General features: G+C 64.9%; 24 protein-coding genes and 1 pseudogene. 17 read left to right on the forward strand and 8 right to left on the reverse strand.

What is annotated here, in order from left to right; translation table 11 throughout:
• Positions 1–34: 34 nt before the first annotated feature.
• Positions 35–958, reverse strand: a complete 924-nt coding sequence (locus RN01_RS00605; protein WP_017512849.1) for a LysR family transcriptional regulator — start codon at positions 956–958, stop codon at positions 35–37.
• A 112-nt stretch (positions 959–1,070) separates the two neighbouring features.
• Here RN01_RS00605 and RN01_RS00610 point away from each other — a divergent pair, with 112 nt between their 5' ends.
• The 4 genes from RN01_RS00610 to RN01_RS00625 all read left to right on the forward strand — a co-directional run bounded on the left by RN01_RS00610 (position 1,071) and on the right by RN01_RS00625 (position 4,310).
• Positions 1,071–1,835, forward strand: coding sequence for an SDR family oxidoreductase (locus RN01_RS00610; protein ID WP_017512848.1), 765 nt, complete (start codon positions 1,071–1,073; stop codon positions 1,833–1,835).
• Between the two features lie 143 nt (positions 1,836–1,978).
• Positions 1,979–2,497 carry a MarR family winged helix-turn-helix transcriptional regulator gene (locus RN01_RS00615; RefSeq protein WP_017512847.1) on the forward strand — a complete coding sequence of 173 codons (519 nt, stop codon included), beginning with the start codon at positions 1,979–1,981 and terminating at the stop codon, positions 2,495–2,497.
• Positions 2,498–2,761: 264 nt separating this feature from the next.
• Positions 2,762–3,748 carry a YeiH family protein gene (locus tag RN01_RS00620; protein WP_024568970.1) on the forward strand — a complete coding sequence of 329 codons (987 nt, stop codon included), beginning with the start codon at positions 2,762–2,764 and terminating at the stop codon, positions 3,746–3,748.
• A gap of 139 nt (positions 3,749–3,887) precedes the next feature.
• Entirely contained in the window at positions 3,888–4,310 is a 423-nt protein-coding gene (locus RN01_RS00625; RefSeq protein ID WP_017512845.1) for a hypothetical protein, read from the forward strand.
• A gap of 97 nt (positions 4,311–4,407) precedes the next feature.
• Here RN01_RS00625 and RN01_RS00630 read toward each other — a convergent pair whose 3' ends face one another.
• On the reverse strand, positions 4,408–5,277 hold the full coding sequence (locus RN01_RS00630) for a LysR family transcriptional regulator (RefSeq protein WP_017512844.1): 870 nt from the start codon (positions 5,275–5,277) through the stop codon (positions 4,408–4,410).
• A 173-nt stretch (positions 5,278–5,450) separates the two neighbouring features.
• On the opposite strand from RN01_RS00630, the gene RN01_RS00635 reads away from it, so the two are divergent.
• Positions 5,451–6,536 carry an alkene reductase gene (locus RN01_RS00635; RefSeq protein ID WP_024568972.1) on the forward strand — a complete coding sequence of 362 codons (1,086 nt, stop codon included), beginning with the start codon at positions 5,451–5,453 and terminating at the stop codon, positions 6,534–6,536.
• An 88-nt stretch (positions 6,537–6,624) separates the two neighbouring features.
• Here RN01_RS00635 and RN01_RS00640 read toward each other — a convergent pair whose 3' ends face one another.
• Positions 6,625–8,046, reverse strand: a complete 1,422-nt coding sequence (locus RN01_RS00640; protein ID WP_017512842.1) for a cytochrome P450 — start codon at positions 8,044–8,046, stop codon at positions 6,625–6,627.
• 86 nt (positions 8,047–8,132) lie between these two features.
• Here RN01_RS00640 and RN01_RS00645 point away from each other — a divergent pair, with 86 nt between their 5' ends.
• From RN01_RS00645 to RN01_RS00660, 4 genes are all read left to right on the forward strand, one after another.
• Positions 8,133–9,071 carry an AraC family transcriptional regulator gene (locus RN01_RS00645; protein ID WP_024568974.1) on the forward strand — a complete coding sequence of 313 codons (939 nt, stop codon included), beginning with the start codon at positions 8,133–8,135 and terminating at the stop codon, positions 9,069–9,071.
• 99 nt (positions 9,072–9,170) lie between these two features.
• Positions 9,171–10,178 carry a chromate resistance protein ChrB domain-containing protein gene (locus tag RN01_RS00650; protein WP_017514275.1) on the forward strand — a complete coding sequence of 336 codons (1,008 nt, stop codon included), beginning with the start codon at positions 9,171–9,173 and terminating at the stop codon, positions 10,176–10,178.
• Positions 10,179–10,197: 19 nt separating this feature from the next.
• Positions 10,198–11,370, forward strand: a complete 1,173-nt coding sequence (locus RN01_RS00655) for a chromate transporter (protein WP_017514276.1) — start codon at positions 10,198–10,200, stop codon at positions 11,368–11,370.
• 13 nt (positions 11,371–11,383) lie between these two features.
• Complete coding sequence (locus tag RN01_RS00660; protein WP_017514277.1) at positions 11,384–11,842, forward strand: chromate resistance protein ChrB domain-containing protein; 459 nt, start codon at positions 11,384–11,386, stop codon at positions 11,840–11,842.
• Positions 11,843–11,984: 142 nt separating this feature from the next.
• On the opposite strand, the gene RN01_RS00665 is transcribed toward RN01_RS00660, so the two are convergent.
• Complete coding sequence (locus RN01_RS00665) at positions 11,985–12,881, reverse strand: LysR family transcriptional regulator ArgP (RefSeq protein WP_017514278.1); 897 nt, start codon at positions 12,879–12,881, stop codon at positions 11,985–11,987.
• 74 nt (positions 12,882–12,955) lie between these two features.
• Here RN01_RS00665 and RN01_RS00670 point away from each other — a divergent pair, with 74 nt between their 5' ends.
• The 5 genes from RN01_RS00670 to RN01_RS00690 all read left to right on the forward strand — a co-directional run bounded on the left by RN01_RS00670 (position 12,956) and on the right by RN01_RS00690 (position 19,096).
• Entirely contained in the window at positions 12,956–13,606 is a 651-nt protein-coding gene (locus tag RN01_RS00670; protein WP_017514279.1) for a LysE/ArgO family amino acid transporter, read from the forward strand.
• A gap of 188 nt (positions 13,607–13,794) precedes the next feature.
• The gene (locus RN01_RS00675) at positions 13,795–15,459 is read left to right on the forward strand and encodes a rhomboid family intramembrane serine protease (protein WP_024568975.1); all 1,665 of its coding nucleotides are present in this window, start codon (positions 13,795–13,797) and stop codon (positions 15,457–15,459) included.
• A gap of 108 nt (positions 15,460–15,567) precedes the next feature.
• Positions 15,568–16,641: a selenide, water dikinase SelD gene (selD, locus tag RN01_RS00680; RefSeq protein ID WP_017513697.1), complete on the forward strand. Its 1,074-nt coding sequence runs from the start codon at positions 15,568–15,570 to the stop codon at positions 16,639–16,641.
• Positions 16,638–17,699 carry a tRNA 2-selenouridine(34) synthase MnmH gene (mnmH, locus tag RN01_RS00685; protein ID WP_017513696.1) on the forward strand — a complete coding sequence of 354 codons (1,062 nt, stop codon included), beginning with the start codon at positions 16,638–16,640 and terminating at the stop codon, positions 17,697–17,699. Before selD ends, mnmH begins: the two co-directional genes overlap by 4 nt.
• A 131-nt stretch (positions 17,700–17,830) precedes the next feature.
• Positions 17,831–19,096, forward strand: a complete 1,266-nt coding sequence (locus tag RN01_RS00690; protein ID WP_017513695.1) for an acyl-CoA dehydrogenase family protein — start codon at positions 17,831–17,833, stop codon at positions 19,094–19,096.
• A gap of 58 nt (positions 19,097–19,154) precedes the next feature.
• Here RN01_RS00690 and RN01_RS00695 read toward each other — a convergent pair whose 3' ends face one another.
• The 4 genes and pseudogenes from RN01_RS00695 to RN01_RS00710 form a co-directional block, all read right to left on the reverse strand.
• Entirely contained in the window at positions 19,155–19,799 is a 645-nt protein-coding gene (locus RN01_RS00695; RefSeq protein WP_017513694.1) for a methionine ABC transporter permease MetI, read from the reverse strand.
• A 37-nt stretch (positions 19,800–19,836) separates the two neighbouring features.
• Positions 19,837–20,616: pseudogene (locus RN01_RS00700) on the reverse strand (methionine ABC transporter ATP-binding protein); the annotation flags it as partial.
• A 15-nt stretch (positions 20,617–20,631) separates the two neighbouring features.
• On the reverse strand, positions 20,632–21,453 hold the full coding sequence (locus tag RN01_RS00705; RefSeq protein ID WP_017513692.1) for a MetQ/NlpA family ABC transporter substrate-binding protein: 822 nt from the start codon (positions 21,451–21,453) through the stop codon (positions 20,632–20,634).
• A 119-nt stretch (positions 21,454–21,572) separates the two neighbouring features.
• Positions 21,573–22,913 carry an LLM class flavin-dependent oxidoreductase gene (locus RN01_RS00710; protein ID WP_024568977.1) on the reverse strand — a complete coding sequence of 447 codons (1,341 nt, stop codon included), beginning with the start codon at positions 22,911–22,913 and terminating at the stop codon, positions 21,573–21,575.
• A 214-nt stretch (positions 22,914–23,127) separates the two neighbouring features.
• Here RN01_RS00710 and RN01_RS00715 point away from each other — a divergent pair, with 214 nt between their 5' ends.
• From RN01_RS00715 to RN01_RS00725, 3 genes are all read left to right on the forward strand, one after another.
• A complete protein-coding gene (locus RN01_RS00715) occupies positions 23,128–23,655 on the forward strand; it encodes a GbsR/MarR family transcriptional regulator (protein WP_024568978.1) in 528 nt (175 codons plus the stop codon).
• Positions 23,656–23,728: 73 nt separating this feature from the next.
• On the forward strand, positions 23,729–25,051 hold the full coding sequence (locus RN01_RS00720; RefSeq protein ID WP_017513623.1) for an SDR family oxidoreductase: 1,323 nt from the start codon (positions 23,729–23,731) through the stop codon (positions 25,049–25,051).
• The gene (locus RN01_RS00725; protein WP_111733777.1) at positions 25,024–25,491 is read left to right on the forward strand and encodes a DUF2269 domain-containing protein; all 468 of its coding nucleotides are present in this window, start codon (positions 25,024–25,026) and stop codon (positions 25,489–25,491) included. The genes RN01_RS00720 and RN01_RS00725 overlap by 28 nt, the downstream gene beginning before the upstream one ends.
• Positions 25,492–25,500: the final 9 nt, after the last annotated feature.

Below are 25,500 nucleotides of genomic sequence, written 5' to 3' on the forward strand. Positions count from 1 at the left end.
CCCTCCGAGGGTGAGGTGCTACACGGGGTTTCGCTCAGCGCCCGTCGAATCGGTGCGCGAGCGCTTTCTTCTGGAGCGATTCCGCAATGAAGTCGATGAATACCCGCGTTTTCGGCGGCAGTAGCTTGCGGTTCGGATAGTAGAGCACGATCGGCCCATTGTCGGCATACCACCCTGGCAGGAGGCGCACCAGCGCACCGCTCTCGAGCCAGGGCGCGGCATGTGGCATCGGCAGCAGCGCAATGCCGAGGCCGCTCATGGCGGCATGGGCCATTGCCTCGGGGTCGTCGAGAATCACGCGCGTGCGCATCTCCGCCAGCGCCTGCTCGCCTATCTGATTACGCAGATTCCAATGCCGCAGACGTCCCGTCGAGGCCGACCGGCGCACGATGCCGTCGAAGCCGGCCAGATCCGACGGGTGGCGGGGCATCTCCCGGTCTTTCATGTACGCCGGCGACGCTGCCACCACCACGTAGGTCCGCGCCAGTTCCCGCGCCACCACCCCTTCTGTCAGTTCGATACCGCCGCCGATGGCCGCGTCGAAACCACCGGCAATCAGATCGACGGTGCGGTTCTCGAAATGCCAGTCCGGCACGATGCCCGGATAACGCGCCAGGAATTCGCCAAGTAACGGCACCAGGTACTCGCGGCCGAACGCCACGCCCATGCTTACGCGCAGCACCCCGGCGGGCTTGCCGTCCTCCTGCGCGGCGCTGGCAAACGCGTCGCGCAACGTCGAGAACGGATCGGATACCTGCTGCAGGAACTGCTCGCCGCCCATCGTCAGCGTCAGCCGGCGCGTGCTGCGCTGAAACAGCCGAAGCCCGAGATGGTTCTCCAGCCGCGCCACGTTCTTGCTGATTGCGGCCGGCGTCAGCCCGAGGCGACGCGCGGCAGCCGAAAAGCTGCCGGTTTCGGCACTCTGGATAAATGACTCGAGCAGGTTCAGCGCTTCCATGCGCCGAAGCTTATACCAATGGTTGAAAAAGTTGATACGGAATCATGACTACCGGTTGCAGATCGCCAAAACCATACTGCTTTCACCGTCCCAACCACACAGGAACACGATCATGAACTCCACCCCCACCTCTGCCTCCACCGCCCTCTCGAACAAGGTGGCTTTCGTCACCGGCGGATCGCGCGGCATCGGCGCCGCGGTAGTGCGCCGCCTGGCACGCGAAGGCGCCGCCGTGGCCTTCACCTACCAGAGCTCCGGCGCGGTTGCGCAAGCGTTGGCCGAATCGATCCAGGCCGCAGGCGGCCGTGCGCGTGCCTATCACGCCGACGCGGCCGATGCCGCGGCGGTCACGCGTGCGATCGACGCGGCCGCCGCCGACTTCGGCAAGATCGACATCCTCGTGAACAACGCCGGCGTGCTCTTCCTCGGTCCGGTCGACACGTTCCCGCTGGAAGACTTCGACAAGACGCTGGCCGTGAATGTACGCGCGGTATTTGTCGCCGCGAAGGCAGCGCTGGCGCACATGGGCCAGGGCGGCCGCATCATTAACATCGGCAGCACCAATGCGGATCGTATGCCGTTCCCGGGCGGCGCCGCCTACGCGATGAGCAAGTCCGCCCTGAAGGGGCTGGTGCAAGGCATGGCACGCGACCTGGGACCGAAGGGCATCACGGTCAATAACGTGCAGCCTGGCCCGGTCAACACCGACATGAACCCCGAGGACAGCGAATTCGCAGCATCGCTGCACGGCCTGATGGCGCTGCAACGTCATGCCCACCCCGACGAGATCGCCAGCATGGTGGCGTATCTGGCCGGCCCTGAGGCTGGATTCGTGACGGGTGCCAGCCTCAACGTGGATGGCGGATTCGCGGCTTGATTCCGCGCAGAAACGCCGCGTCTTGATGCGCGGCGCGCATAACGCTTATGAGGTGGGCGGCAACCCTGCATGTGAGACAATCGCGATCGGCTTCCAGCCGCGCTTTGCGGCGATTTTCCAGCACGTCTCCACAGCTCCCCGTCATGTCCAGCACAACCCGTTCCGCCTCCGTCGACACCGGAACCACCGACCCGTGGTCGAACCTCGACGAAGCCGGCACCGATCTCAACGTCAACGACTTCCTGACGACGATGCTGAGCCAGCTTGTCACGGCGCTGCGCAGCAACGTGACGGAGCCGTACGCGTCCCGCTTCGAGCTGACCGTGCCGGAGTGGCGCATTCTGGCGCTGCTGGCGCACGGCGAGACGATGTCATTCGCGGAACTGGTCAGGCAGTCCACCTCGGACAAGGCGCTGGTCAGCCGGACACTGCGGCTGCTGGAGGATCGCGGGCTGGTGACGCTTGAGTCGGAAGGCGGAACGCGCCGGCGCCTGACATGCCGGATTTCGCCAGAGGGGGCCACCCTCCATGCGCAGGTCATTCCGCTGGCGCGTCGCGGGCAGGCATCGGTCATCCGGATGTTGACGCCAGAGGAAAGGCGCGGACTTTACTCAGGGTTGCGCAAGCTGCACGGGCTCTGCACCACCCCGAACAAGCCGTAGGAAGACTGGGGGAAGACTTGGGCCACGCCAGACGGGCCCGAGCCGATAGAACGGACCGATAGAACGAACCGATAAAACCAAACCGCCGCCACGAGCACCTCGTCGCGGCGGTTTGGTTTTGTGGGGGATCGTCGGTTGCCGCGGCAGGCCCGACAGCCGTCCTTATCGACATTTTCGATAGATACAACCCGAAAATACCGTTGGCGCCCATATGCACTGAGGAAATATCGTTATGCAAAATTCATCTAAGAAGGTGTTTGCAGCATGGCGTCCCGACTCCTCTCCGCAAGGTCCACGCTCCCCGGGCTACTCCTCGTTCTCGCCCTGACCGTGCCCGCCACGCTGCTTGGCAAAGCTGTGCCGCTGCTGGGGGGTGCCGTATTCGGCATGTTGCTTGGCCTGCTCTGCCGAGCCTTCCTCAAGCCATCCGAGTCGTGCAAGCCCGGCATCCAGTTCGCTTCCAAGCAGTTGCTGCAGTATTCGATCGTCGGCCTGGGGTTCAGCCTGCCACTGCATGAGGTCGTCCATACCGGATTGACGTCCCTGCCTATCTCGCTCGTCACACTGACGGTTGCCTTCACCGTGGCCCTCGTGGCCGGGCACCTGCTGCGCATCCCTGAGAAGCTCAAGGTCCTGATCGGTGCCGGCACGGCCATTTGCGGCGGCTCGGCAATCGCCGCGATCACGCCCGTGCTGCAACCGGACGACCACGACATGACCTATGCGTTGTCCACGATCTTCATGTTCAACGTCGTGGCCGTGGTGATCTTCCCGATCCTGGGCAAGATGCTCGGCATGTCCGATGCGGGCTTCGGCCTGTGGGCTGGCACGGCGATCAACGACACCTCGTCGGTGGTGGCAGCCGGCTATGCCTGGAGTTCGGCCGCCGGCGAGTACGCGACGATCGTCAAGCTGACACGCGCGATGATGATCGTGCCCGTCACGCTGGTCATCGCCATGCTCTTCCAGCGCGGCCAGCCCGGCGGCTCGATGCGTCGCGTGATCCCCTGGTTCATCGTGCTCTTCGTGCTGGCTTCCGCAATCAACGAATTCCTCCCGGCTGGCGTGACGCACGTCATCCAGCAACTGGCCCCGTTCCTCGTCATCGGCGCACTGACCGGCGTGGGCCTGAGCACCGACTTCGACCGCCTGAAGCGCGCCGGTGCCCGCCCGCTGCTGCTGGGCCTGATCGTGTGGGTCAGCGTGGCGCTGAGCAGCCTGGTCATGCAGCACATGACCGGGATGCTGTGAGCCCAAGGCCACAGCGGCCAGCGTCGTTGTAATCCGCCGATACACCCGCAATACGCTGAAACGGGAAAGAACTAACAGATTGCGTGCTCATGTGGGGAAATGCTCCCCACAATCATCAACCGGAGCCGAGACACGCAACATGAATCATCCCGCCCCCAACAAGCCGCGCCACACCTTCCGCCGCCAGCCGCGTATTGCCACCTGGCTGGCGGCTGCCGCCGTGCTGGCCCTGCCAGGCGTCGCCTTCAGCCAGCAAACGGCCTCGCCCGCGGATGGCGGTGATAACGACGCGGCCATGCGCAATATCCAGAGTAACTTCGCGCGCATGACGCCGGCGCCACGCACGATCGACACCATCAATCAGGAATTGAAGCAGACCGCGACAAAATCCCATGGCGGCGGTGGCGGCGGCTTAGGTCAGCGCGGTGGCGGCAGGCATGGGCGGCAGGCGCAGCAGCAGGACAAATCTGACTCGGGGAACGGAAACACGTCAGGCACGGCGGGTAATGGCACCGCGCCCTCTGAATCGACCGGCTTGTCCAGCGGGCCCTCGGCCCAGTAGCAGTCTCGCGCCCCGGAACGCCACGCGGTCCACTGGCTCGCGTCAGGCGCGCCTTCGTCGGCGTTGGCACAAGGCGTGGCATTGGAAGCCTTCTCAATTACTCGAATCGTTCACGCAGGAATTCTATGAATCGCTGCGTCTTGGCCGGGAGCAGGCGCGTCTCGGTCATGGCGTAGACCGGTACCGGCGTTCCCTGCCATTCGGGCATCAGCCGGCGTAGCTGTCCGGTAGCGAGATCATCCGCCACAATTGCTTCGGCCATCAGCACGATGCCCATATCGAGCGCGGCCAGGCGGCGCGCCATCCCGACGCTGTTCAACGTAAAGCGGCTGCTCACCGGGATCGTGGTGGTGACTTCGCCGCGATGCAGTGTCCACGCACCTCCCCGCTGGATGCCCAGACATTCGTGATGATTCAGATCGGCGGGAGCGCGCGGCTCTCCCACACGTTCGATATATCCAGGCGAGGCATAGAGATAGGTCCGGAACGACGCCAGCTGACGCGCGATCAGTTGCGAGACTTCGGGCTCGCCCGCGCGGATGGCGACATCGAACGGCTCGCTCACCAGATCCACACGCCGGGGCGTGAGATCGAAGTCGAAGCTCAGTCCCGGGTAGCGGCCAGCAAACTCGGCAATCAGCGGCGCCAAATAGGTCACCGCGAAATCAACTGGAAATGACGCGCGGAGCACGCCCACAGGCTCCGCCAGCATGGTCCCGAGCTGTTCATGAGCCAGCCTGGCATCGCCCACGATGCGCTTGCATCGCTCGAAGTAGATCCGGCCGGCCTCCGTCAGCTCGATCTTGCGCGTCGTGCGGTGCAGCAGGCGCAACCCGATCGCCTTTTCCAAGGCGCTGATCCGGCGGGACAGCGTCGAACTCGGCATATCCAGAACGTCCGCGGCGGCGCGAAATCCCTTCGCCTTGACGACCTCCACGAACAAGGCCATGTCATTCAGTAGCTCCACGCCGATTGCTCCATCAGTGGATCAATGCATTGCAAATTAGCAGATTTATCTCGATCAGGAAGCAACCGATGATGGCGCCATGGAAGCCTGATCCGCGCGACGGCGCGCGGCAGCGCCTGACTGGCATGGCGAACCGATGCCGGCAACCTGCACTTTCAAAAGAGGTCATGCACATGAGCGCACTGTTCACCCCGGTCCGCGTCGGCCGATACACCCTGAAGAATCGTCTGGTCATGGCACCGATGACCCGTAGCCGCGCCAGCCTAGATGGCACGCCGGGCGAGCTGGCGGCCGAGTACTACGCGCAGCGCGCGAGTGTCGGTCTGATCGTGACCGAAGGGACCCAGCCTTCGGACGACGGGCAGGGGTACCTCGCCACGCCCGGTATCTACACCGAAGCCCATGTCGATGGATGGAAGAACGTCACCGCCGCCGTGCACGAGCGTGGCGGTCGGATCTTCATCCAGCTCATGCATGCGGGACGCATGTCCCACCCGGACAACACGCCGCATCACCGGCAGGGTGTGGCGCCATCCGCCATTGCCCCCGGTGTGCCGATGTTCACGCTGAAGGGTATGCAGGACATTCCGGCACCGCGCGCGCTGACCACTGATGAGGTGCGCCAGACCGTGGACGACTTCCGCTTCGCCGCCCGGCAAGCGATCGCCGCGGGCGCGGACGGCGTCGAGATCCACGGGGCCAATGGTTATCTGGTCCAGCAGTTCTTCGCGCCCAATGCCAATACCCGCACCGACAAATACGGCGGCTCGGTCGACAACCGCGCCCGCTTCGCCATTGAGGTGGCCACCGCAATCGCCGGGGAAATCGGCGCAGACCGGACGGCCATCCGACTGTCGCCGGGCACGCCGCTGTGGGGCATCGACGAAGGCGCCGAAGGTCCGGCGCTCTATCGCCACCTGGTAACAGAACTGGACAAGCTCGGCCTGGCGTACCTGCACGTCAGCCTCCAGGGCAACGAGCCACAGTTGGCCGACATCCGCGAACGCTGGCGCAGCACGCTGATCCTGAACCGGCCGGGCCGCACCCGTGAAGCTGTGGGTGCCGACGTGGCATCCGGGCTTGCCGATCTGGAAGCCTATGGACAAATGGTGCTGGCCAACCCGGACTTCGTCACCCGCCTGAAGCTCGGCGCGCCGATGAACGATGCCATTCCCAATGCGTTCTTTGGTGGCGACGGGCGTGGGTATATCGACTACCCGGCCCTGGCCCTGGCCCTGACCGATACCGTGACGTCCTGAGGCACTGGCACTTGCCGCCGCGCCGTCGCCGAGACTGGCGAGGCGGCAATCCCGGTCAACTCGCTATCAACTCGCTATCAACTCGCTATCAAATCGGCGTCACGGCAAGCCAAAGCGGCTGATCCGGCCGTAACGTCACGTTCAACAGCGGCCGCGGATGTGCTGCGCCTTCCGGCACCGACAGCTTGTACCGCTGCAGCAGCATCGCGGCGATGACCGTCATCTCGGCAGTTGCCAGGTGCTGCCCCTGGCAAACCCGCGGGCCAGTGCCAAATGGCATGTAGGCGCCGCGCGGGGCCTGCGGCGAACTTGTCGAGAAGCGATCGGGCTGAAAGCGCTCCGGCACCGGGAACAAGCGCGGATCGTGGTGCATCAACTGCAAGGGCAGCATGAACAGCGTGCGCGCCGGTAGGCGCCACGGGCCCAAGGTGATGGGGCGGACTGCGCGACGGCTGATGAGCAACGGGGCCACCGGGTAGAGACGCATCGACTCCGTGATCGTCTGCACCACCTGACGCAGCGCCTGGCGACTATCCGCCGTCGGCGCCTGGCCGCGCAGGACATGCGTGACCTCGGCGCGTGCGGCGTCCTGCGCGGACGGGTTCGATGCCATGCACCAGGCCCACCAAGTCAGCGTCGCCGCGGTGGTCTCGTGTCCGGCGAGAAACGTCGTCATGCATTCGTCGCGCACCGCTTGTAGCGGCCATGCCGTCGCGTCATCCCGATGCAGGCACAGCAGGCGCGAAAGCAGGTCGTCCGGCCAGGTATCCGTGCGCATCCGCAGACGCGCCCGCAGATGTCGCTCGATCAGGCCCCGCAACGTGTGGAGTGCCTGCCGACTTGCGCGCTTCCATGGCACCCAGTCGGGCAGGCTCGCCGGCCAGTAAAAATCGGCGTTGGCCGCCTCGCTGATCGCGCGCACGGCGCATTCCGCAATGCGCGCGTCCTCACCGATCTCATCCGAGAACATCATCCGGACGATCACATCCATGGTCAGCGACGTCAGCGCGCTTTCCACGGGCCAGTCCGCCACTCGCGTGGGCCATGTGGCGAGCCCCTTGTCGACGACCTCCACGATGCCCGGAACGAAACCATGCACGGCCTTCGGCATGAAGCCCGGCTGCAACGCCTGCCGCTTGCGCGACCATGCGTCACCCTCTGCGGTCAGCACGCTATGTCCATGCACGCGGGAGAACACGCGCGTGCCACGTTCCCAGCGGATCAACGAGTCGTGATGGGTCACCAGAAGTTCGCGGACGAGCTGCGGGTCGGTGACGACGACCGCATGTTCCGGCCACATCCGCAGATGCACGACGTCGCCATACGTCTGCTGCCATTCGCCGAGCGTGCCGAGCAGATCGCGCGACATTCTCCGCAGCAGGTGCCAGCCAGTCAGGCCGGCCGCAGGCCCGGGCGGCCAGGTACCGAATGGATGCAGCGGTGGCGAGCCGGGCGGCGTCGGTGACTTGGCCGTCTGGAACGGGCATTGGGCTTGGGATTCGGTGGTCATGTGCAGATTCCACACGCTCCCACGCGGACTGTCTTGAATCGAAACGACATCGACAGCCACGCCGCGCCTGCCTATACTCGCCGCTCATGTCCTCCGGGCCCCTTTCGACGCCGATCCAATGCCCAGACCCGGCCGCGCGTGCACCACTTGCATCGCACGGCGGGCGGACCCCTCATGCGCGGCTCTATCCGGCCCCGCCATCGCTGCACGGCGCCATTGCAGCGATCGTGTGCCGGGACACGCGCGGCTTTCCGCTGACCGACGCGCAGCGCCTGACCCACGTTCCCGCATCGCCGCTCGTTTGCCTGTCCTGGTTTCCCGATCTGGGCACCGGTCTGGTGGAACGGTCATCAAACGGCCCCCTGTGGCGTCCCATCGGGGCCACGGTTACCGTTTCCGGCAGCCAGTCGTCACCACTCACGAGCTGGGCGCCGACCACCGGACGCGGTGGCATGGTGTGCTTTACCGCGGATGTGGCCAAGGCATTGTTCGATCTGGATCTGACAGCAATTCACGACCGCTTTCGATGCGCGCGCGAAGTGCTTGGCGATGGCTGGCGGCCACTCATCGAATCCCTGAGCGATGCCGAGAGCGACGCGGAAACACTGGCGGCGCTCGAGCAACATCTCGCTCCGCGATGGCATGCGCTTCGGCATCGGTCGTCCCCACTCGCGTCTCTGCGCCAGACCGGGCGGCGCTGGGTGGAAAGCCTGGCCTGGCAGGCCCGCGAATGGCAGCGGACAAGCAGCCCGCGTCAGGTGGAACGTCGCATCAAGGCCTATAGCGGCCGGTCCTTGCGCGAGTGGCAAGCGATCGTCCGAACCGAGGGCGCATTCTTCACGGCCCGCGATCGTTACGAAGCCGGCCAACCCTTCGACTGGCCCGGGCTGGCGTTGGAGGAAGGCTTCGCGGACCAGGCCCATCTGGTCCGCACGACGAAACGCATTACCGGCTTTTCTCCAACCGAGTTCACGCAGCGCTTCGTCGAGGATGAGTCGTTCTGGCTGTACCGGTTGTGGGTCTGAACGGACCGCACATAAAAAGTACGCGTAGCGACACTCGAACCGGGGGGCTGGCGACGCTCACCCGCCTGCTGTAGAGGTCTCTACAGCGTTGCAACGGTCATGACGGCTACCTATGCTGCCTTCATGACACCCGCCCTCAATGCACCCAACTCCACACCCAACGCCTGGCTTCTGCTGATAGTCAGCCTTCCCACGTCCAGCGCGACGGCACGCATGCGCATCTGGCGCGCCGTCAGGACGCTGGGGTGCGCCGCATTGCGCGACGGCGCCTATCTGTTGCCGGCACACGCCGAGCAGGCCATGCAGTTGCGCATCCTCGCCGACGACGCCTTGCAGGAAGAAGGCCAGGCCTGGCTGCTTCGCGTTCAGGCTGGCGATGCGGCTGAAGACAGCGCCTACCGGGCGCTGTTCGATCGCACGCCCGACTACACCCGCTGGCTCGCCGAGTTGTCCGAGGCGCGCAAGACGCTGCCCGATCTCGTCGCTGCGGAACGGAGTCGCTTGCAGCGTCGTCACGCCCGTGCTTACGACACCATCCGCAAGATCGACTTCTTTCCGAATGAAGCAACCGTTCGCGCGGACGCGCAATGGCGCGACTTTGCCGCGGCGATCGAAGCCACGCAGTCTCCCGGCGAACCTCACGCCGCAGCCGGTGGCATTCCGCGCCGAGATCCGTCCCAGTATCAAGGCCGGCTGTGGGCGACGCGCCGGAATCTGTGGGTCGATCGCGTCGCCAGTGCCTGGCTGATCCGGCGCTTCATCGATCCGCACGCGGGGTTCCTCTGGCTCGCCAATCCGGCCGACTGCCCGGCCGATGCACTGGGATTCGACTTCGACGGCGCGACCTTTACCCACGTTGGCACGCGCGTGTCGTTCGAAGTGCTGCTGGCCAGCTTCGGGCTCGACGACAACCCCGGACTGGTCCGGCTCGGCGCAATGGTCCATGCGTTGGACGTAGGTGGATCGACCGTCCCCGAGGCCAGCGGCTTCGAAGCCATCCTGGCTGGCGCGCGCAAGAGACTGGCCGATGACGATGCGCTGTTGACGGAGGTCGGCACGGTGCTCGATTCCCTCCATGCCCATTTCTCCGGCAACCGGAAACCATAAGATTCCGCAGGTGCCCCAGATGAACGCTCCCCACGACCGCCCCGCCTATACGCTGCGGCAACTGGTGATGTATTTCGTGCGGCTCGGCACGCTTGGATTTGGCGGCCCTGTCGCACTGGCCGGCCATATGCGGCGCGATCTCGTGGAGGCCCGCCAGTGGATCACGGACGGTGACTACAAAGAGGGGCTGGCGCTCGCGCAACTGGCGCCGGGACCATTGGCGGCGCAGCTGGCGATCTACCTCGGCTACGTGCACTACCGCATCCTGGGCGCCACACTGGTCGGCATCGCCTTCGTGCTGCCGTCGTTCCTGATGGTGGTAGCACTCGGCTGGGCCTACGTCCGCTTTGGCGGGCTGACGTGGATGCAATCCGTGTTCTACGGCGTGGGCGCTGCTGTCATCGGCATCATCGCGATCAGCGCATACAAGCTCACAACCCGAAGCGTCGGCAAGGACAAGCTGCTCTGGGCCATCTACCTGTTGCTGTGTGCCGTGACGGTGATCACCGAGTCGGAGGTCGCGTGGTTGTTCCTCGCGTCGGGCGTGCTCGTCTGGCTCTGGCGCGCGCCGCCAAAGTGGCTGGGGCATGGCCGGGCCAATGCGATCGCCGCGATCCCGGCGCCTGCCGCCAGCGCCCTGCTGGGCACGATCGACTGGCCGCTGTTGTCGCAGATTGGCCTGTTTTTCGCCAAGGCCGGCGCGTTCGTATTCGGCTCGGGGCTCGCCATCGTCCCGTTCCTCTATGGCGGCGTGGTCACCGAGTACCACTGGCTCAACGAGAAGCAGTTCGTCGATGCGGTGGCCGTGGCCATGATCACGCCGGGCCCGGTCGTCATCACCGTCGGCTTCATCGGCTATCTGGTAGCGGGCCTGCCCGGCGCCTGCATGGCGGCGGCAGGCACCTTTCTGCCGTGCTACCTCTTCACCATCCTGCCTGCGCCTTACTTCAAGAAGTACGGCAAGTTGCCTGCGATCCTCGCATTTGTGGACGGCGTCACGGCCGCCGCCGTGGGCGCGATATCCGGCGCAGTCATCGTGCTGGCCAGGCGCTCGATCGTCGATGTACCGACGGTGCTGCTGGCAGTCGTCACCGTCGCGCTGCTCCTCAGGTTCAGGAAGCTGCCGGAACCAGCCATCGTGGCGGGTGCGGCGGCCCTTGGCCTGCTGATCTACCCGTTACTTCATCACTGACAAGGAGACCGCTATGCAATGGATCACGCGCGAGCACCCCAAGATCGACCGGATCGCTTGTCCCTGGCTGATTGCCCGCTTTATCGACGAGACGCCGGAGTTTCTCTATGTGCCACCCGGCGATGTCACGCGCATCGCCAATGAATCGGGCGCCATCCCGTACGACATTCCCGGCGTGGAACTCACACACGTCGGCGAGCGCTGCAGCTTCGATGCGTTCCTGGACAAGTACCACCTTGGCGATGACGCGGCCTTGCAGCAACTGGCCGGCATCGTACGTGGCGCGGACACGTCGCGGCTGGACCTCACGCCGCAATCCAGCGGGCTCTACGCCATCTCGCTGGGACTGTCGCGCATGTTCAATGACGACCTCGAGATGCTCGAACACGGCATGGTGATGTACGACGCGCTCTACGCCTGGTGCGGCCACTGCCAGACAGAGACGCACAATTGGCCCCCGAAGGTGGGTTGAAGGCACGACCGACCGAGGCTGCCAGATCTTTTTCCACGGACAAGCCCCCGCTTGCTTCACCACGTCGATATCCCCGGCTTCCAGGTCTTGTCGAAGAACGGCTGCCGCGTGCCGTGCGGAAACCCGCCGCTCCCAGCCAAGATCAGGGCGGCAGTAACGCAACCCGCGCGGCAGCCAGCACCTCGCGGCTCAACCCGTCGAGCAAGCCTGACGCCGCGCGTGCGTATTGCCAGTGAAGGGGGACATCGAGCGGCGCCCCTGGCACCAGTTCGACCAGCGTGCCATTCGCCAGATACGGCGCGACGAGCGCCTGTGGATGCAGGCCCCAACCCATGCCGGCCAAGGCCGCCGTTACAAACGCCTGCGACGACGGCAACGTATGTCGGGGCAGTTCCACATGCCGATGGCACAAGCGCCGCGCCCACCGCACCTGCAACTCGTCCTTGGTGTTGAACACGAGGCTGGGCGCCTCGGCCAGGGTGCCTGCGCCAACGCCATCGGCAAAGTAGCGTTGCATGAACGCCGGACTGGCCGCCGCCAGATAGCGCATGGCGCCGAGCGGACGGCTGTTGCATCCTGCCGCAGGGCGACCGGTGCCCGTCACGGCGGCCAGCACTGCGCCGCTGCGTAGCCACTCGGTGGTGTGGTCCTGATCGTCCACGGCCACTTCCATCAATACGGGATGCGCCGCGGCGAACGTGGCAATGGCGGGTGCTGCCCAGGTGGCCAGGCTATCGGCATTCACCGCCACGGGCAACGCTACCCGTGTCACGCCCTCGGGCGCCAGCGCCGGCAGCGCCCCCTGAAGTTCCTGCTCAAGCAAACGCACCCGGTCCACGTGCTGGCACAACCGCCGTCCGGTCTCGGTCGCCCGACAAGGCTGGTCACGCACCACCAGCGCGCAGCCCACGCGCTCTTCCAGCAAGCGGATGCGCTGTGAAATCGCCGATGGCGTCACGTTGAGCGCGCGAGCCGCACGCTCGAAGCTGCCCTCGCGAATCACAGCAGCCAGTGCGGAAAGCGCGGCGTAGTCCAGCATCGATTTAGCTCAATTTAATTAGATGAAGAAAAGATAGTTTGTCTTCATCCTGAAAGACAGGCAAGCTCCCTCGGATGATCACCGCCCTCCCCGCCCCATCTCCCGCTTTTTCCGTTTCGCTGCAAGGCATGGCCTTGAGCTTCGGACTGATCGTCGCCATCGGCGCGCAGAATGCCTTCGTCCTGCGCCAAGGGTTGCGACGCGAGCACGTGGGCAGCGTGGTGCTGTTCTGCGCATTGGCGGACGCCTTGTTAATCACGGCAGGCGTGATGGGCATGGCCCAGGCCCTTGGCGAAAGCCCCGGCCTTGCCCGCGCGTTAGCGGCAGCCGGCGCCATCTTCCTGGCGATATATGGGTGGCGGGCCCTGCGGCGCGCCCGGGAATCGCACCAGCTAAGCACCCGCACCAGCGGCCAAGGCCTCGGCCGAAGCGCCGCCCTGGCTCAGGCGGCAGCCTTCACGCTGCTCAACCCGCACGTCTATCTGGATACGGTGCTGCTGGTAGGCAGCATCGGCGCCCAGCAACCGGCGGCACTACGCGGATGGTTCGTGGCAGGCGCAAGCGCCGCAAGCGTGCTCTGGTTCGGACTGCTGGGATTCGGCGCCCGCTGGCTGGCGCCGTGGTTCGCCCGCCCCAAAGCCTGGCAGGCGCTGGATGCCCTGGTTGGGATAACGATGCTGGCGTTGTCGTTGATGCTGGTGTGGCGCGTGGTTGGCAGTTTCTGACTTTGAAGCCAATGTAAGGCTGGCTGCCCAACAGGGGGCTACCCCACACAACACAACGCAACCCCGCCAACGGGGGAGCTTGCGCCGCACAGGCAGTGCCTCTATCGTCGCATCACGCGCGCCGTGGCTCCGTCACCGGGAATGCCACTCGAGATGACGCGAAACTTGAATCCGTTTCGGGAAGAACGATGGAGCAATCGCAACGCTGGCGGCAAAGGGCCACCCATGCCCGCCCGATAGGCGCCTTCTACGTGCGCCAGTTTGGCGCCGCGCTGTTCATGCGGCTGATCTTGTGGGCGATCTTTGGTGGCCTGGCTGCGCTGCTGCTGGTCAGCATGCGCGGAAACACCGGCTCCGTTTTGATGAGCCTAGTGTTGCTAGGCATCCTGATCCTCTTTGAATGGGGATGGGGACGCCACGCACCGCTCGGCAAACCATTGCTGACCATCGATGCCAACGGCATCGGTTCCACGGCATTCCCGCGCAAGCGCCGCCATCTGCGCTGGCGAGACATCGCTGGTGCGGCGATACGCGACGTGCGGGGCGCCGGCGAGACCCTTGTCATCGAAACGGTCGAAACGAAGCCCGGCGGCCGCCGGAAGGCGCGTCGCGCCTTTCAGGTGCGACTGGCCATGCTGCGCAAGCCGGATCAGCAACTCGTTCAGGCACTGGTGGCGCACCACATGCGCGTGGCCGGCATCGCGCCGTCCGCCGACGTTGTTGCCGAGCGGGCCTTCGTGGCGCAAATGCAGGCGCTGCCCCGCACTTGGGGCCTGTACAGCGTGATCGCGGTGAACGTGCTCATCTGGCTCATCATGCTTTCGCGTGGCGCCGCGCTGGATGGCGCCGCGCCGCCGATGCTCATGGCCTGGGGCGGCAACCTTGGCGCGCTGACGCAGGACGGTCAGTGGTGGCGGCTGCTGACGGCCACCTTCCTTCACGGCAGCCTCAAGCATCTGGCCGCCAATATGGTGGTGCTCTACTTGCTCGGCACGCATGTGGAACGATTCTTTGGCACGCGCAGCTTCCTGCTGATCTACGTTGGCGCCGGCTTGCTCGGCAGCGCGTTGAGCCTTTATTTCGCGGCCCAGACATCGGTGTCCGTCGGCGCCTCGGGAGCGGTGTTCGGCATCGGCGGCGCGCTGCTTGTCGCGACACTGCTGCATCGCCGCGAACTGCCGCAGAACATTCGCAATCGACTCGTCAGCGATGCCGTGATCATGATCGGCTACTCGCTCGCACAGGGCTTCCTGTCGACGCGTGTGGATAACGCCGCGCATGTGGGTGGCTTGATCGGCGGCGTGCTGCTGGCGTTGTGCCTGCCCGTCCGGCTGTCTCCGGAGACTTACCGAAAAAAACTGCGGCGTGGCACGCTGATGGCCACCATGACGGCCATTGTTGCGGTGGTCGGTGTGGCCGCGTTCGCGCCGCCCGCACCGCTGACCCTGCGAGCCCAGTTGGCCGGTTCCCGACAATTCGAAGTGGCCGCCGATCGCTTCATGACCGCGCTTCGGGCGACGCAAGACGATGTCGAGGCCATGAAGGCCGGCAGGATGCCCGAGCGCGAGGTCGACGCGCGCACCCGAACCATCCACGCGCCCGCCTTCGAGCAGGCGCTGTCCGGTCTGGTGCGCGTCTCGCTGCCGCCCGGCGATTCGCGCGCGCCCTTGCTGCAGGACATGACCCTGCTGGCGGATGCCATGCACGAGTACCTGCGCATGGATTCCGTCTGGGACGCCAGCGCCAACAGATACGTCCCCGCCGATGCCACGCGCGGCGACGCATTGAATGCCGATATTGAGCGGCTGACGCAACGGATCAACACGCGCCTGGCGGAGAAGCACAAGAAATAGGCATTCACTAGGCAGTCATTGGGCAGTCATCGCACGACGCCGGGCGGGCCGGACTCGTACTGTAAAGTACGGCCTATCTCCGATCCGCCTGGGCCCACGCCACTCCCTATGAACACCAACACCCCCAAAGTGGAGGCCACGCCTCCGCTGCGTCTCACCAGTTTTTCCCACGGGGGCGGTTGCGGCTGCAAGATCGCGCCCGGCGTCCTGTCCCAGATCCTGCGCTCCAGCGCAGCGTTGCCGGTCCCCAAGGAACTGCTGGTCGGGATCGAAACGTCCGACGATGCCGCGGTCTATCAGCTCAACGAAACGCAGGCGCTGATCGCCACCACCGATTTTTTCATGCCGATCGTCGACGATCCGTTCGACTTCGGCCGCATTGCCGCCACCAACGCCATCAGCGACATCTATGCGATGGGCGGACGTCCGATCATGGCGCTCGCACTGGTCGCGATGCCGGTCAACCAGTTGCCGCTCGAAGTGATCGGCCGGGTGATGGAGGGCGGTCAAAGCGTTTGCCAGGCGGCTGGCATCCCCATTGCCGGTGGCCATACGATCGACTCGGTCGAACCCATCTATGGCCTGGTGGTGATGGGGCTGGCGCATCCGAAGAAGATCCGACGCAACCGCGACGCACGCGCCGGTGACGTGCTGGTGCTCGGCAAGCCGCTCGGCGTAGGCGTGATGTCCGCCGCGCTGAAGAAGGAAAAGCTCGATGATGCCGGATACGCGCGGCTGATCGACACCACCACAAAGTTGAATACGCCCGGCATCACCCTGGCCGAACTCGACGATGTCCATGCGATCACCGATGTCACCGGCTTCGGCATCGCGGGCCATACGCTGGAGCTTGCGCGCGGCGCCGGCTTGCGCGCGGTGCTGGAATGGCCTCGCATTCCCTTGCTGCCGAATGTGATGTCACTGGCGGAACAGGGCTTCATCACCGGTGCATCGCGCCGCAACTGGGAAGGCTATGGCAGCGAAGTCGAACTCGCCGCAGGCCTGCCCGAGCTTGCCCAACCGCTGGTCACCGACCCTCAGACCAGTGGCGGCCTGCTGATCAGTTGCGCGCCAGACGCTGTGGACAAGGTACTGGCCGTCTTCCGCGAGCAGGGCTTCACGGAAGCCACCGTGGTGGGCCGCATGGAAGCCGGTGAACCCGGGCTGACGGTCACCCCATGAAACCTGTCGTAAGAGTCGAAGACCGCCACGCGTTCGACACGATCATCGACGCCCGCTCACCGGCGGAGTTCGAGATCGACCATATTCCCGGCGCCATCAACTGCCCGGTTCTCGATAACGAGGAGCGCCGCATCGTCGGCACGCTGTACAAGCAGGTCGGCGCATTCGAGGCACGGCGTGTCGGCGGTGCGATGGTGGCAGCCAACCTCGCCCGCCATTTGCGCGAGCAGTTCGCCGATCGTCCGTCTGGCTGGCGGCCGCTGGTGTATTGCTGGCGCGGCGGGCTGCGCAGCGGCTCGATGACGACGTGGATGCGCATGGTGGGCTGGGATGCCCAGCAGCTTGCCGGCGGCTACAAGGCCTGGCGCCGTCACGTTATCGATGTGCTCGACACGCAGGCCGCGCGCCTTCCGCTGGTCGTGATCTGCGGCGCCACAGGCAGCGGCAAGACGCGCGTGCTCCATGCGCTGGCCGCGCAAGGCGAACAGGTGCTCGATCTCGAAGGGCTGGCCCGGCACAAGGGATCGCTGCTCGGCGCATTGCCGGACATCGCCCAGCCTTCGCAGACCGCATTCGAGACCGCGCTGGCGGATGTGATCGAGCGCGTCGATCTGGCCCGGCCGCTTTATGTGGAAGGTGAAAGCGCGCGCATTGGCAAGCTCAATCTGCCAGTGGCGCTGGTTGCCCACATGCGCGACAGCGCCTGCGTGGAGATCGACGCATCGCCAGAGACACGACTCGTGTTCCTGCTGCATGACTATGCATATCTTGGCGATCGGCCCGCCTGGCTTGCCGATCAGCTTGGGCGGCTGAAGGAACTGCACGGCAAGACCACGATCGCCGCGTGGCAGGAGATGGCGACCACAGGAAACCTGCGCCAACTGTTCGGCGAACTGGCGACCGAGCACTACGACCCTTCCTACGCGCGCTCGCAACGTAAGCATTTCCACAAATGGGAGGCACGGCGCGTGGTGCACGCGGACAGCCTCTCCGCGCAGGGCATCGAGTCGTTGGCCACGTCGATCGCGCAAACGGTCGCGGAGCAGCAACCCGCCTGAGTCCGGTCGCTACGCGTCTCATACGGACGGGTAGCGTCGACATGCGGAATTCGCGCTTAGTGACGCGGGCGGGATTGGTTACTCTGAACGGCCCAGAGCAACCCTCGCCGATAGGCGCAGAAGCCCGTACCGTGACTACAGAAGCTGCACTTCAAATCGTCGCACCTGCAGGTGCGACAAAATCAAACCACCCGCATCCCGCGCCGGCCGGCAACGCATTACCGCCGGCCGCGGATGTCGCCATCCTGCGTCAGCGCGCGCAAGCGCTACTACCCCGGATTGCCGAAGGCGCGGCAAGCCGCGAGCTCCAGCGCGATCTGCCCTACGCTTTCGCGCGAGAGGTCGCCAACGCCGGCCTGCTGACGTTCCGCATTCCCAAGGTCTACGGCGGGCCGGGTGGCACGTTGCGCGATGCCATCCGCTTCGTGATCGAACTCGCGGCCGTGGACTCCAATCTCGCACAGGCGCTGCGTCCCAACTTCGGCCTGGTGGAAGGTCTGCTGGCCGCGCACGACAACGAAGCCGATCGCAAGCGCTGGTTCGGCCGTCTACTGGCCGGGCATATCATCGGCAACGGCGGCGTGGAGCGCGGCGGCAAGCAGGGCGCCATTCAGGCCACCATCGTGCGCCATGGCGACCACTATCTCGTCAATGGCACCAAGTACTACAGCACCGGTGGGCTCTATGCGGACTGGGTCAGCTCGATCGCGCTGGACGAAGCCGGCAAGGAAACGCACTTCACCGTGCCGCGCGAACGCGCGGGCATGGAACTGGTGGACGACTTCGATACGATCGGTCAGCGGCTGACGGCCAGCGGTACCACGCGCTTCACGAACATGCGCGTGGAGACAGACGAGGTACGCGGCAGCTTTCTGCCGCGTGATCGCCGCAACCCGGTTTCGCCGGTATTCCAGCTATTCCTTGCCGCCACCGAGGCGGGCATCGCACGCAATGCGCTCAACGATGCGGTCTGGTTCGCGCGCAACAAGGCCCGTCCGATCAAGCACAGTTCGGCCGAGCGCTCGGTGGATGACCCCTACGTGCAAGAGACCATTGGCCAGATCTCTGCCGAGGTCTTTGCCGCCGAAGCCGCGACGCTACGTGCGGCCGATACCATCGACGCCGCCTGGGCCGACAACCTGAGCAATGCATCGCTGACGCAGGCATCGATCGACGTTGCCCAGGCGCAGGTCTTCACCGTTGCAGCCGCGCTCAAGGCTTCGGAGCTGGCCCTTGATGTTGGCGGGGCTTCCTCGTGCGACCGCCAGTACAACCTGGACCGTCACTGGCGCAACGCCAGGACCGTGGCGAATCACAATCCCCGCCAATGGAAGGCAGCGGCGGTGGGCGCCTGGCTGCTCAAAGATGAGCCGCCGCCCACGACCGGCCTGTTCTGATCTTCTCCGATCGCGAATGGAAGTCGCCACGTTTTCACGTGGGGACTTCCATTACCCGCTACCTGCGATGGTCGAACTGACGGGCCAGCCGCTCTCCGCTGAACTGCACCAGCGTGACCAGCGCCACCAGGATCACGATCACATTGAACATCACCGCTGTTTCATACCGTTCGTAGCCATAGCGGATGGCAAGGTCGCCCAGCCCGCCCGCACCGACTGCGCCCGCCATCGCGGATGCGCCGATCATCGCGATCACGGTCACCGTGGCACCGCCGATCAGTGCGGGTAGCGCCTCGGGCAGCAACACGTGGCGCACGATATGCCAGCGGCGGCACCCCATGGCCCGCGCGGCCTCGACCAGCCCGGAATCGGTCTCGTTGAGGGCCACTTGTGAAACGCGGGCGAAGAACGGAATCAGGTGGGCGCTCAATGGCACCACGGCGGCCCAGATGCCCATCGTGGTACCGACGATCATCCGCGTGACCGGAAGCATCGCCACCAGCAGGATGATGAACGGCACGGACCGGAACATGTTCACCAGCACCGACAGCGTGCGATGCACGCGTGGTCGTGGCGCCAGGCCCGCAGGCGCGGTGACCGTCAGAACGAGCGCCAGCGCGAGGCCGGTGACGAACACCACCGCGCACGCACTGGTCGTCATGATCAGGGTCTCGCCCAGCGCCTTCAGGTACTTCTCAGCCATTGGCAACACGATCGACAATCTCCGGAGAATGAGCCTGCGCTTGCAGGCGTTTGCGCAGCGGACGCAGCAGCGCGATAGTGGCGTCGGCCTTCGGTTCGTTGAAGACGCGCCAGACCGGGCCATGCTCCATCACATGGCCGTGATCGAGTACCAGCACGCGATCGCACGCTTCGTCGATCACCGCCATATCGTGCGTGATCAGCACAATGGTCAGTCCGAACTGCCCGTTGATGTCGCGCAGCAGCGCCAGGATCTGTTCCGTGGTTTCGGGGTCCAGCGCCGACGTGGCCTCGTCGCACAGCAGGATCTCCGGCCGGTGCACCAGCGCGCGGGCAATGCCAACGCGTTGCTTCTGTCCACCGGAGAGCATCGCCGGGTAGGCATTCGCCTTCTCCGCCAGCCCTACCAGCGCCAGCAACTCGTTGACGCGCGACGCTGTCTCCGCTCGTCCCACCCCCGCTACACGCAGCGGCAACGCGACATTCTCGAAGACGGTCTTGGCCGACATCAGATTGAAATGCTGGAAGATCATGCCGATGCGCCGGCGCAACGCGACCAGTCCATTCTCGTCTAGAGTGCCGATATCGACGCCGTCGACGCGAACATGTCCCTCGTCGGGGCGCTCAAGCATATTTATCGTGCGCAGCAGCGTCGACTTGCCCGCGCCGCTGCGCCCAATGATGCCAAAGCGCTCGCCACGCCCGATCGAGAATGACACGTCGGCCAGCGCGGGCGTCGCCGCGCCGGGATAGGTCTTGCCAACCTGCTCGAACACGATATGGGAATCGCGCGCGTGCAGCTGGGATACGGTGTGCATTGCCAGTCTCCCTCGTCAGAATGCCGGGATGATCGATCCCTGATACTTGGTCAGGATGAACTTGCGCACGGCGTCGGACTGATATGACTTCACGAGCGTTGCGACCCACGGCGCGTTCCTGTCCTTCTCGCGCACCGCGATCACATTGACGTAGGGATTGTTCTCCCGCTTTTCGACGGCAATGCCGTCGCGCGAGGAAATCAGCCCGGCCTGGTACGCGAACGTGTTGATGATGGCTGCGGCATCGAGATCCGGCAGCGCGCGCGGCAGCACCACCGACGCGCTTTCAACGAGATCGAGCTTGCGCGGGTTGGCTGTGATGTCCGCCAGCGATGCCGTGCCCGTGGACGGATCGAAACCGTCCTTGAGCTTGATGAGACCGTGATCACGCAGGATGACCAGCGCGCGGGTCTGATTGCTTGGGTCGTTCGGAATGCCGATGCGCGCGCCGTTCGGCAGCGCTTCCAGCGACTTGACCTTGCGCGAGTAGAAGGCGATCGGCGAGATCAGCGTGGTGCCGACGTTGACGATCTTGTAGCCGCGCTGGCGAATCTGGTCACGCAGGAACGGGATGTGCTGGAACGAGTTGGCATCGAGGTCACCATTGTTCAGCGCCTCGTTCGGGCTGGCGGTGCCCGTGATGATCACGGGCTCCACCTTCAGGCCGTTCTTCGCGGCCTCGCGCGTGACAACTTCCCAGATTTCTTCATCGACTCCGCCGCGCACGCCCACCTTGAGGGGCTTGCCCGTCGTTTGGGCGTGGACGGTGCCGATGGAGAATGCGGACAGCGCGATGGCCAGGGCTGCCAGGGAAGCAAGTGCGGAGCGTCGTTTCATGGAGCAAGGTGCGGAAGTATTGGGAAGCACCAGTCTATGAAGGCCGCTGCCGCGGGTCCAAGAAGGAATACGAGGTAGCAAATGCAAAGTACGGCGACGATGTACCGTGGGCCGTGCCGCTACGCCGCGGCCTGCTCGCGCGTGCGTCCAGCGGGTCGTGCCAGCCCCATGTGGTCTCGCAGGGTGCGTCCCGTGTATTCCGTACGGAACAGCCCGCGCCGTTGAAGAATCGGCACCACACCGTCGACGAAATCCTCGACGCCACCGGGCAGCACGTCGGGCATCAGGTTGAACCCGTCGGCGGCCCCATGACGGAACCAGTGCTCGATATCGTCAGCGATCTGCTCCGGCGTGCCGACGATGACGCGGTGACCACCGCCACCCGCCAGCTCGCGTATCAGCGCACGCACGGTCAAACCCTCGCGCTGGGCCAGCGCGAGGGTGGCGCGGAAGAATGTGTGATTGCCGTTTGCAGGCAATTGCAGATCGTCCGGCAATGGCGCATCAAGCGATAGACGATCCACCGCAATGCCCAGCGTGCCCGCCAGCCGGTTCAGGCTGTAGTCCCACGGGATCAGGTCGATCAGATCATCGCGCCGGCGGCGTGCCTGGGCCTCGGTAGCGCCGATGATCGTGGTCAGCCCCGGCAGGATCTTGACCGCGCCGGGCCCACGCCCCAGTGCCTCGGCACGCTGATTGATGTCTCGACGGTAGGCCAGCGATTCCTCGAACGACTGCGAGGCGGAGAACACCGCCTCGGCATGGCGCGCGGCCAGTTCGCGCCCGTCCGACGATCCGCCGGCCTGGAACAGCACCGGATACCCTTGCGGCGTGCGCGGCAGGTTCAGCGGCCCATGGACGTTGAAGTACTGGCCGTGGTGCGCGATGGGCTGCAGCTTGTCCGTATCGACGAAGCGCCCCGTCGCCCGGTCACCAACGAAAGCGTCGTCCTCCCAGCTATCCCAGAGCGCCTTGACGACGTTCGTGAACTCGTCCGCGCGACCATAGCGCTGCGCATGATCCGGCGGCGCAGCGCGGCCAAAGTTGCGGGCGGAACCGGCATCGGCCGTGGTCACCACATTCCAGCCCGCGCGCCCACCGCTGACATGGTCAAGCGTGGCAAAGCGGCGGGCGATGTTGTAGGGCTCGTTGTAGCTCGTGGATGCGGTCGCCACCAGCCCGATATGCGTCGTGGCCGCCGCAACGCAGGCCAGCAGCACGGTCGGCTCCAGCGCGGTGATTGGGCGAAAGTTGATCTGGTCCGCGATGGACGCGTTATCGGCCAGAAAGATCGCATCGAACTTGCCGGCCTCGGCCACCTGGGCAAGACGGATGTAGTGCTGGACATCGACGAATGCGCGCGGATCGCTTTCCGGTAGGCGCCACGCGGACGGCACAAAGCCGGCGTGCAGCGCGTTGAGATTCAGGTGGAGTTGGCGGGGTGCCTCGGGAGTGGTCATGGTTGCGGTCTGCTGACGGGCATTCCGGCGCCTCGCGCCAGCCCGGTGGGTGGATACCTTGGCGTGACAGCATAGGGATGCGTGCCGGAGGAAGGAACGAACGAAAGCCAATATCGTTATGCCCTCCCGCCCGGAACATCCCTGCGGCATCTTCCCGCCTCACCCTCGCTATTTCTCTCTTGACAGAAATAACTGAACGAATAGAATGCAACGCATGGAACTGAAACCGATCGCCGAACGCTTCGTGCTGCACTGGGGGGAAATGGGCTCGCGCTGGGGCGTCAATCGCACCGTCGCGCAGGTTCACGCCCTGCTCTATCTGGCCGCGCGCCCCATGGACGCCGAGGAAATCACGGATACCCTGGGCGTGGCCCGCTCCAACGTGAGCAACAGCCTCAAGGAGCTGCAGTCCTGGCACCTCGTCAAGGTGGTGCATATCAAGGGCGAGCGTCGCGACTACTTCGAGACGTCGACCGACATCTGGGAACTGTTCAAGCTCATCGTGGCCGGCCGCCGGCAGCGTGAGATCGATCCGACGGCCGTTGCGCTGCGGGAATGCCTCGACAACCCGGCAATCGGCGAAGAAGACGCCGGAACGCGCGAGCGTATCGAGGAAACCCTGAAGTTCATCGAAACCATGAGCACGCTGGCCGATGAAATGCTGCGGCTGAAACCGGAGACGCTGATGAAGACACTGGGCTTGACGGCGAAAATCAGCAACGCGGTACGCAAACGTAGCTAAGGCTCCCACGCGAAACGGGCATCGACCCGTTTCTTTTTTATCCGATTATTTCTGTCTTTACTGAAATAACTGTATGAACAGCGAAGAGAAGGGAACGACGGGGATGACGGATCACAGGCGGCTCAGGGTCCTGGTGTGCGGCGCATCGGGCCTGATCGGCGCCGTGCTGTGCAAGCGTCTGGAAGCGCAGGGGCATGAGGTGATTCGCGGTGTGCGCAGGCCGGCGTCGGCTCGTGACGTCGCCATGGATTTCGGGACCGATACCACCATTGAGCAATGGCTTCCGCGCGTGCAAGGCATGCACGTCGTCATCAATGCCGTCGGCATCATCGTCGAAACCGGCACGAATCGCTTCGAAGCCGTCCATCACCTGGCGCCGGCGGCGTTGTTCCGCGCCTGCGCGAAGGCCGGAGTAGGCCGCGTCATCCAGATCTCGGCGCTTGGCGCGGACAGTGGCGACACGCCCTACTTTCGCAGCAAGCGCGCGGCAGACGACGTGCTGCGTGCTTTGCCCGTGCAGTGGCAGATCCTCTATCCATCGCTCGTGTATGCCCAGGACGGCGACTCCGCCGCGATGTTTCGTACCCTGGCGAGTCTTCCGGTGATACCGGTACCCGAACTTGGCGATGCCAGGTTTCAACCGGTTCATATCGACGATCTCGTGGATACCGTCGTCACTGTCATCGCTCCGGCTATTCCCCCGGGCCAGTGCGTTGAGGTCGTCGGCGCAAGCCGCATGTCATATCGGGCGATGCTGGACACCTATCGCCAAGGAATGCAGCTGCCAGCGCCGAGGTGGGCGACCATTCCCGCTCCGTGCATGACGATGGCCGCGTATGTGGCGCGTTGCGTGCCGGGGTCGAAGCTGACCCCCGACACGTGGCGAATGCTCCGGCGCGGGTGTCATGGCGATGCCGCGCCGCTGACGCGCCTGCTCGGGCATCGGCCACGCGCCATTGGCACTTTCATCGCACCCGGTGAAGCCGAATGCCTGCGCCATCGCGCCGTTGGCGCATGGCGTATGCCAATGCTGCGGATCGTGATGGCCCTTGTCTGGCTGGCCACGGCACTCGTCACGCTGTTCGCCTACCCGCTTGCCGACAGCCTGGCACTGCTCGGCGCAGTCGGATTGCATGGCACGCCCGCCATCGTGACGCTATACGCCGCGGTCTTCGTAGATACGGCGATGGCCGTCGGATGCCTGCGCTATCCGTCACGCCGGCTATGGGCGCTTCAGGCTGCGCTTGTCGCAGGCTACTCGTTGATCATTGCCGTCGCATTGCCGCAGTTCCTCTGGCATCCGTTCGGGCCGGTGCTCAAGAACCTGCCGATTCTCGCCATTCTCTTCATCCTCTACGCGGAGCAGGAATCATGGAATACCTCGCCATCAAGGTGATTCACATCGTCTCGTCCGTCGTGCTGGTCGGCACGGGTTTTGGGACGGCCTTCTACCTGTTTTTCGCCAACCGCTCGGGCTCAACCGAAGCCATCGCCGTGGTCTCGCGTCTCGTGGTGCGGGCGGACTGGTGGTTCACCACGCCTGCGGTCATCGTCCAGCCCTTGTCCGGCGCCTACATGCTCCATCTGGCCGGATATCCGCTGAACTCGCTATGGATCGTGGCATCCGCCGCGCTCTATCTGTTCGCGGGCGCCTGCTGGCTTCCGGTGGTGTGGTACCAGATCCGCATGTCCCAGACGGCAATGGCCGCGCACGAACGTGGCACGCCACTGCCGGCGTCCTATTGGTGCGATGCGCGCCGCTGGGAATACCTCGGCTATCCGGCATTCACCGCGATGGTGGCCGTGTTCGCGCTGATGGTGTTCAAGCCGATGTGAGCGGTTGAA

Source organism: Cupriavidus sp. SHE, assembly GCF_000812445.1.
In the GTDB taxonomy this organism is placed as follows: Bacteria; Pseudomonadota; Gammaproteobacteria; order Burkholderiales; family Burkholderiaceae; genus Cupriavidus; species Cupriavidus metallidurans.

What these genes read in the sequence shown, in the direction of transcription:
- RN01_RS00605 (WP_017512849.1), bottom strand. Translation starts at nt 958, where the DNA reads ATGGAAGCGCTGAACCTGCTCGAGTCATTTATCCAGAGTGCCGAAACC.
- RN01_RS00610 (WP_017512848.1), top strand. Translation starts at nt 1,071, where the DNA reads ATGAACTCCACCCCCACCTCTGCCTCCACCGCCCTCTCGAACAAGGTG.
- RN01_RS00615 (WP_017512847.1), top strand. Translation starts at nt 1,979, where the DNA reads ATGTCCAGCACAACCCGTTCCGCCTCCGTCGACACCGGAACCACCGAC.
- RN01_RS00620 (WP_024568970.1), top strand. Translation starts at nt 2,762, where the DNA reads ATGGCGTCCCGACTCCTCTCCGCAAGGTCCACGCTCCCCGGGCTACTC.
- RN01_RS00625 (WP_017512845.1), top strand. Translation starts at nt 3,888, where the DNA reads ATGAATCATCCCGCCCCCAACAAGCCGCGCCACACCTTCCGCCGCCAG.
- RN01_RS00635 (WP_024568972.1), top strand. Translation starts at nt 5,451, where the DNA reads ATGAGCGCACTGTTCACCCCGGTCCGCGTCGGCCGATACACCCTGAAG.
- RN01_RS00640 (WP_017512842.1), bottom strand. Translation starts at nt 8,046, where the DNA reads ATGACCACCGAATCCCAAGCCCAATGCCCGTTCCAGACGGCCAAGTCA.
- RN01_RS00645 (WP_024568974.1), top strand. Translation starts at nt 8,133, where the DNA reads ATGTCCTCCGGGCCCCTTTCGACGCCGATCCAATGCCCAGACCCGGCC.
- RN01_RS00650 (WP_017514275.1), top strand. Translation starts at nt 9,171, where the DNA reads ATGACGGCTACCTATGCTGCCTTCATGACACCCGCCCTCAATGCACCC.
- RN01_RS00655 (WP_017514276.1), top strand. Translation starts at nt 10,198, where the DNA reads ATGAACGCTCCCCACGACCGCCCCGCCTATACGCTGCGGCAACTGGTG.
- RN01_RS00660 (WP_017514277.1), top strand. Translation starts at nt 11,384, where the DNA reads ATGCAATGGATCACGCGCGAGCACCCCAAGATCGACCGGATCGCTTGT.
- RN01_RS00665 (WP_017514278.1), bottom strand. Translation starts at nt 12,881, where the DNA reads ATGCTGGACTACGCCGCGCTTTCCGCACTGGCTGCTGTGATTCGCGAG.
- RN01_RS00670 (WP_017514279.1), top strand. Translation starts at nt 12,956, where the DNA reads ATGATCACCGCCCTCCCCGCCCCATCTCCCGCTTTTTCCGTTTCGCTG.
- RN01_RS00675 (WP_024568975.1), top strand. Translation starts at nt 13,795, where the DNA reads ATGGAGCAATCGCAACGCTGGCGGCAAAGGGCCACCCATGCCCGCCCG.
- selD (WP_017513697.1), top strand. Translation starts at nt 15,568, where the DNA reads ATGAACACCAACACCCCCAAAGTGGAGGCCACGCCTCCGCTGCGTCTC.
- mnmH (WP_017513696.1), top strand. Translation starts at nt 16,638, where the DNA reads ATGAAACCTGTCGTAAGAGTCGAAGACCGCCACGCGTTCGACACGATC.
- RN01_RS00695 (WP_017513694.1), bottom strand. Translation starts at nt 19,799, where the DNA reads ATGGCTGAGAAGTACCTGAAGGCGCTGGGCGAGACCCTGATCATGACG.
- RN01_RS00705 (WP_017513692.1), bottom strand. Translation starts at nt 21,453, where the DNA reads ATGAAACGACGCTCCGCACTTGCTTCCCTGGCAGCCCTGGCCATCGCG.
- RN01_RS00710 (WP_024568977.1), bottom strand. Translation starts at nt 22,913, where the DNA reads ATGACCACTCCCGAGGCACCCCGCCAACTCCACCTGAATCTCAACGCG.
- RN01_RS00715 (WP_024568978.1), top strand. Translation starts at nt 23,128, where the DNA reads ATGGAACTGAAACCGATCGCCGAACGCTTCGTGCTGCACTGGGGGGAA.
- RN01_RS00720 (WP_017513623.1), top strand. Translation starts at nt 23,729, where the DNA reads ATGAACAGCGAAGAGAAGGGAACGACGGGGATGACGGATCACAGGCGG.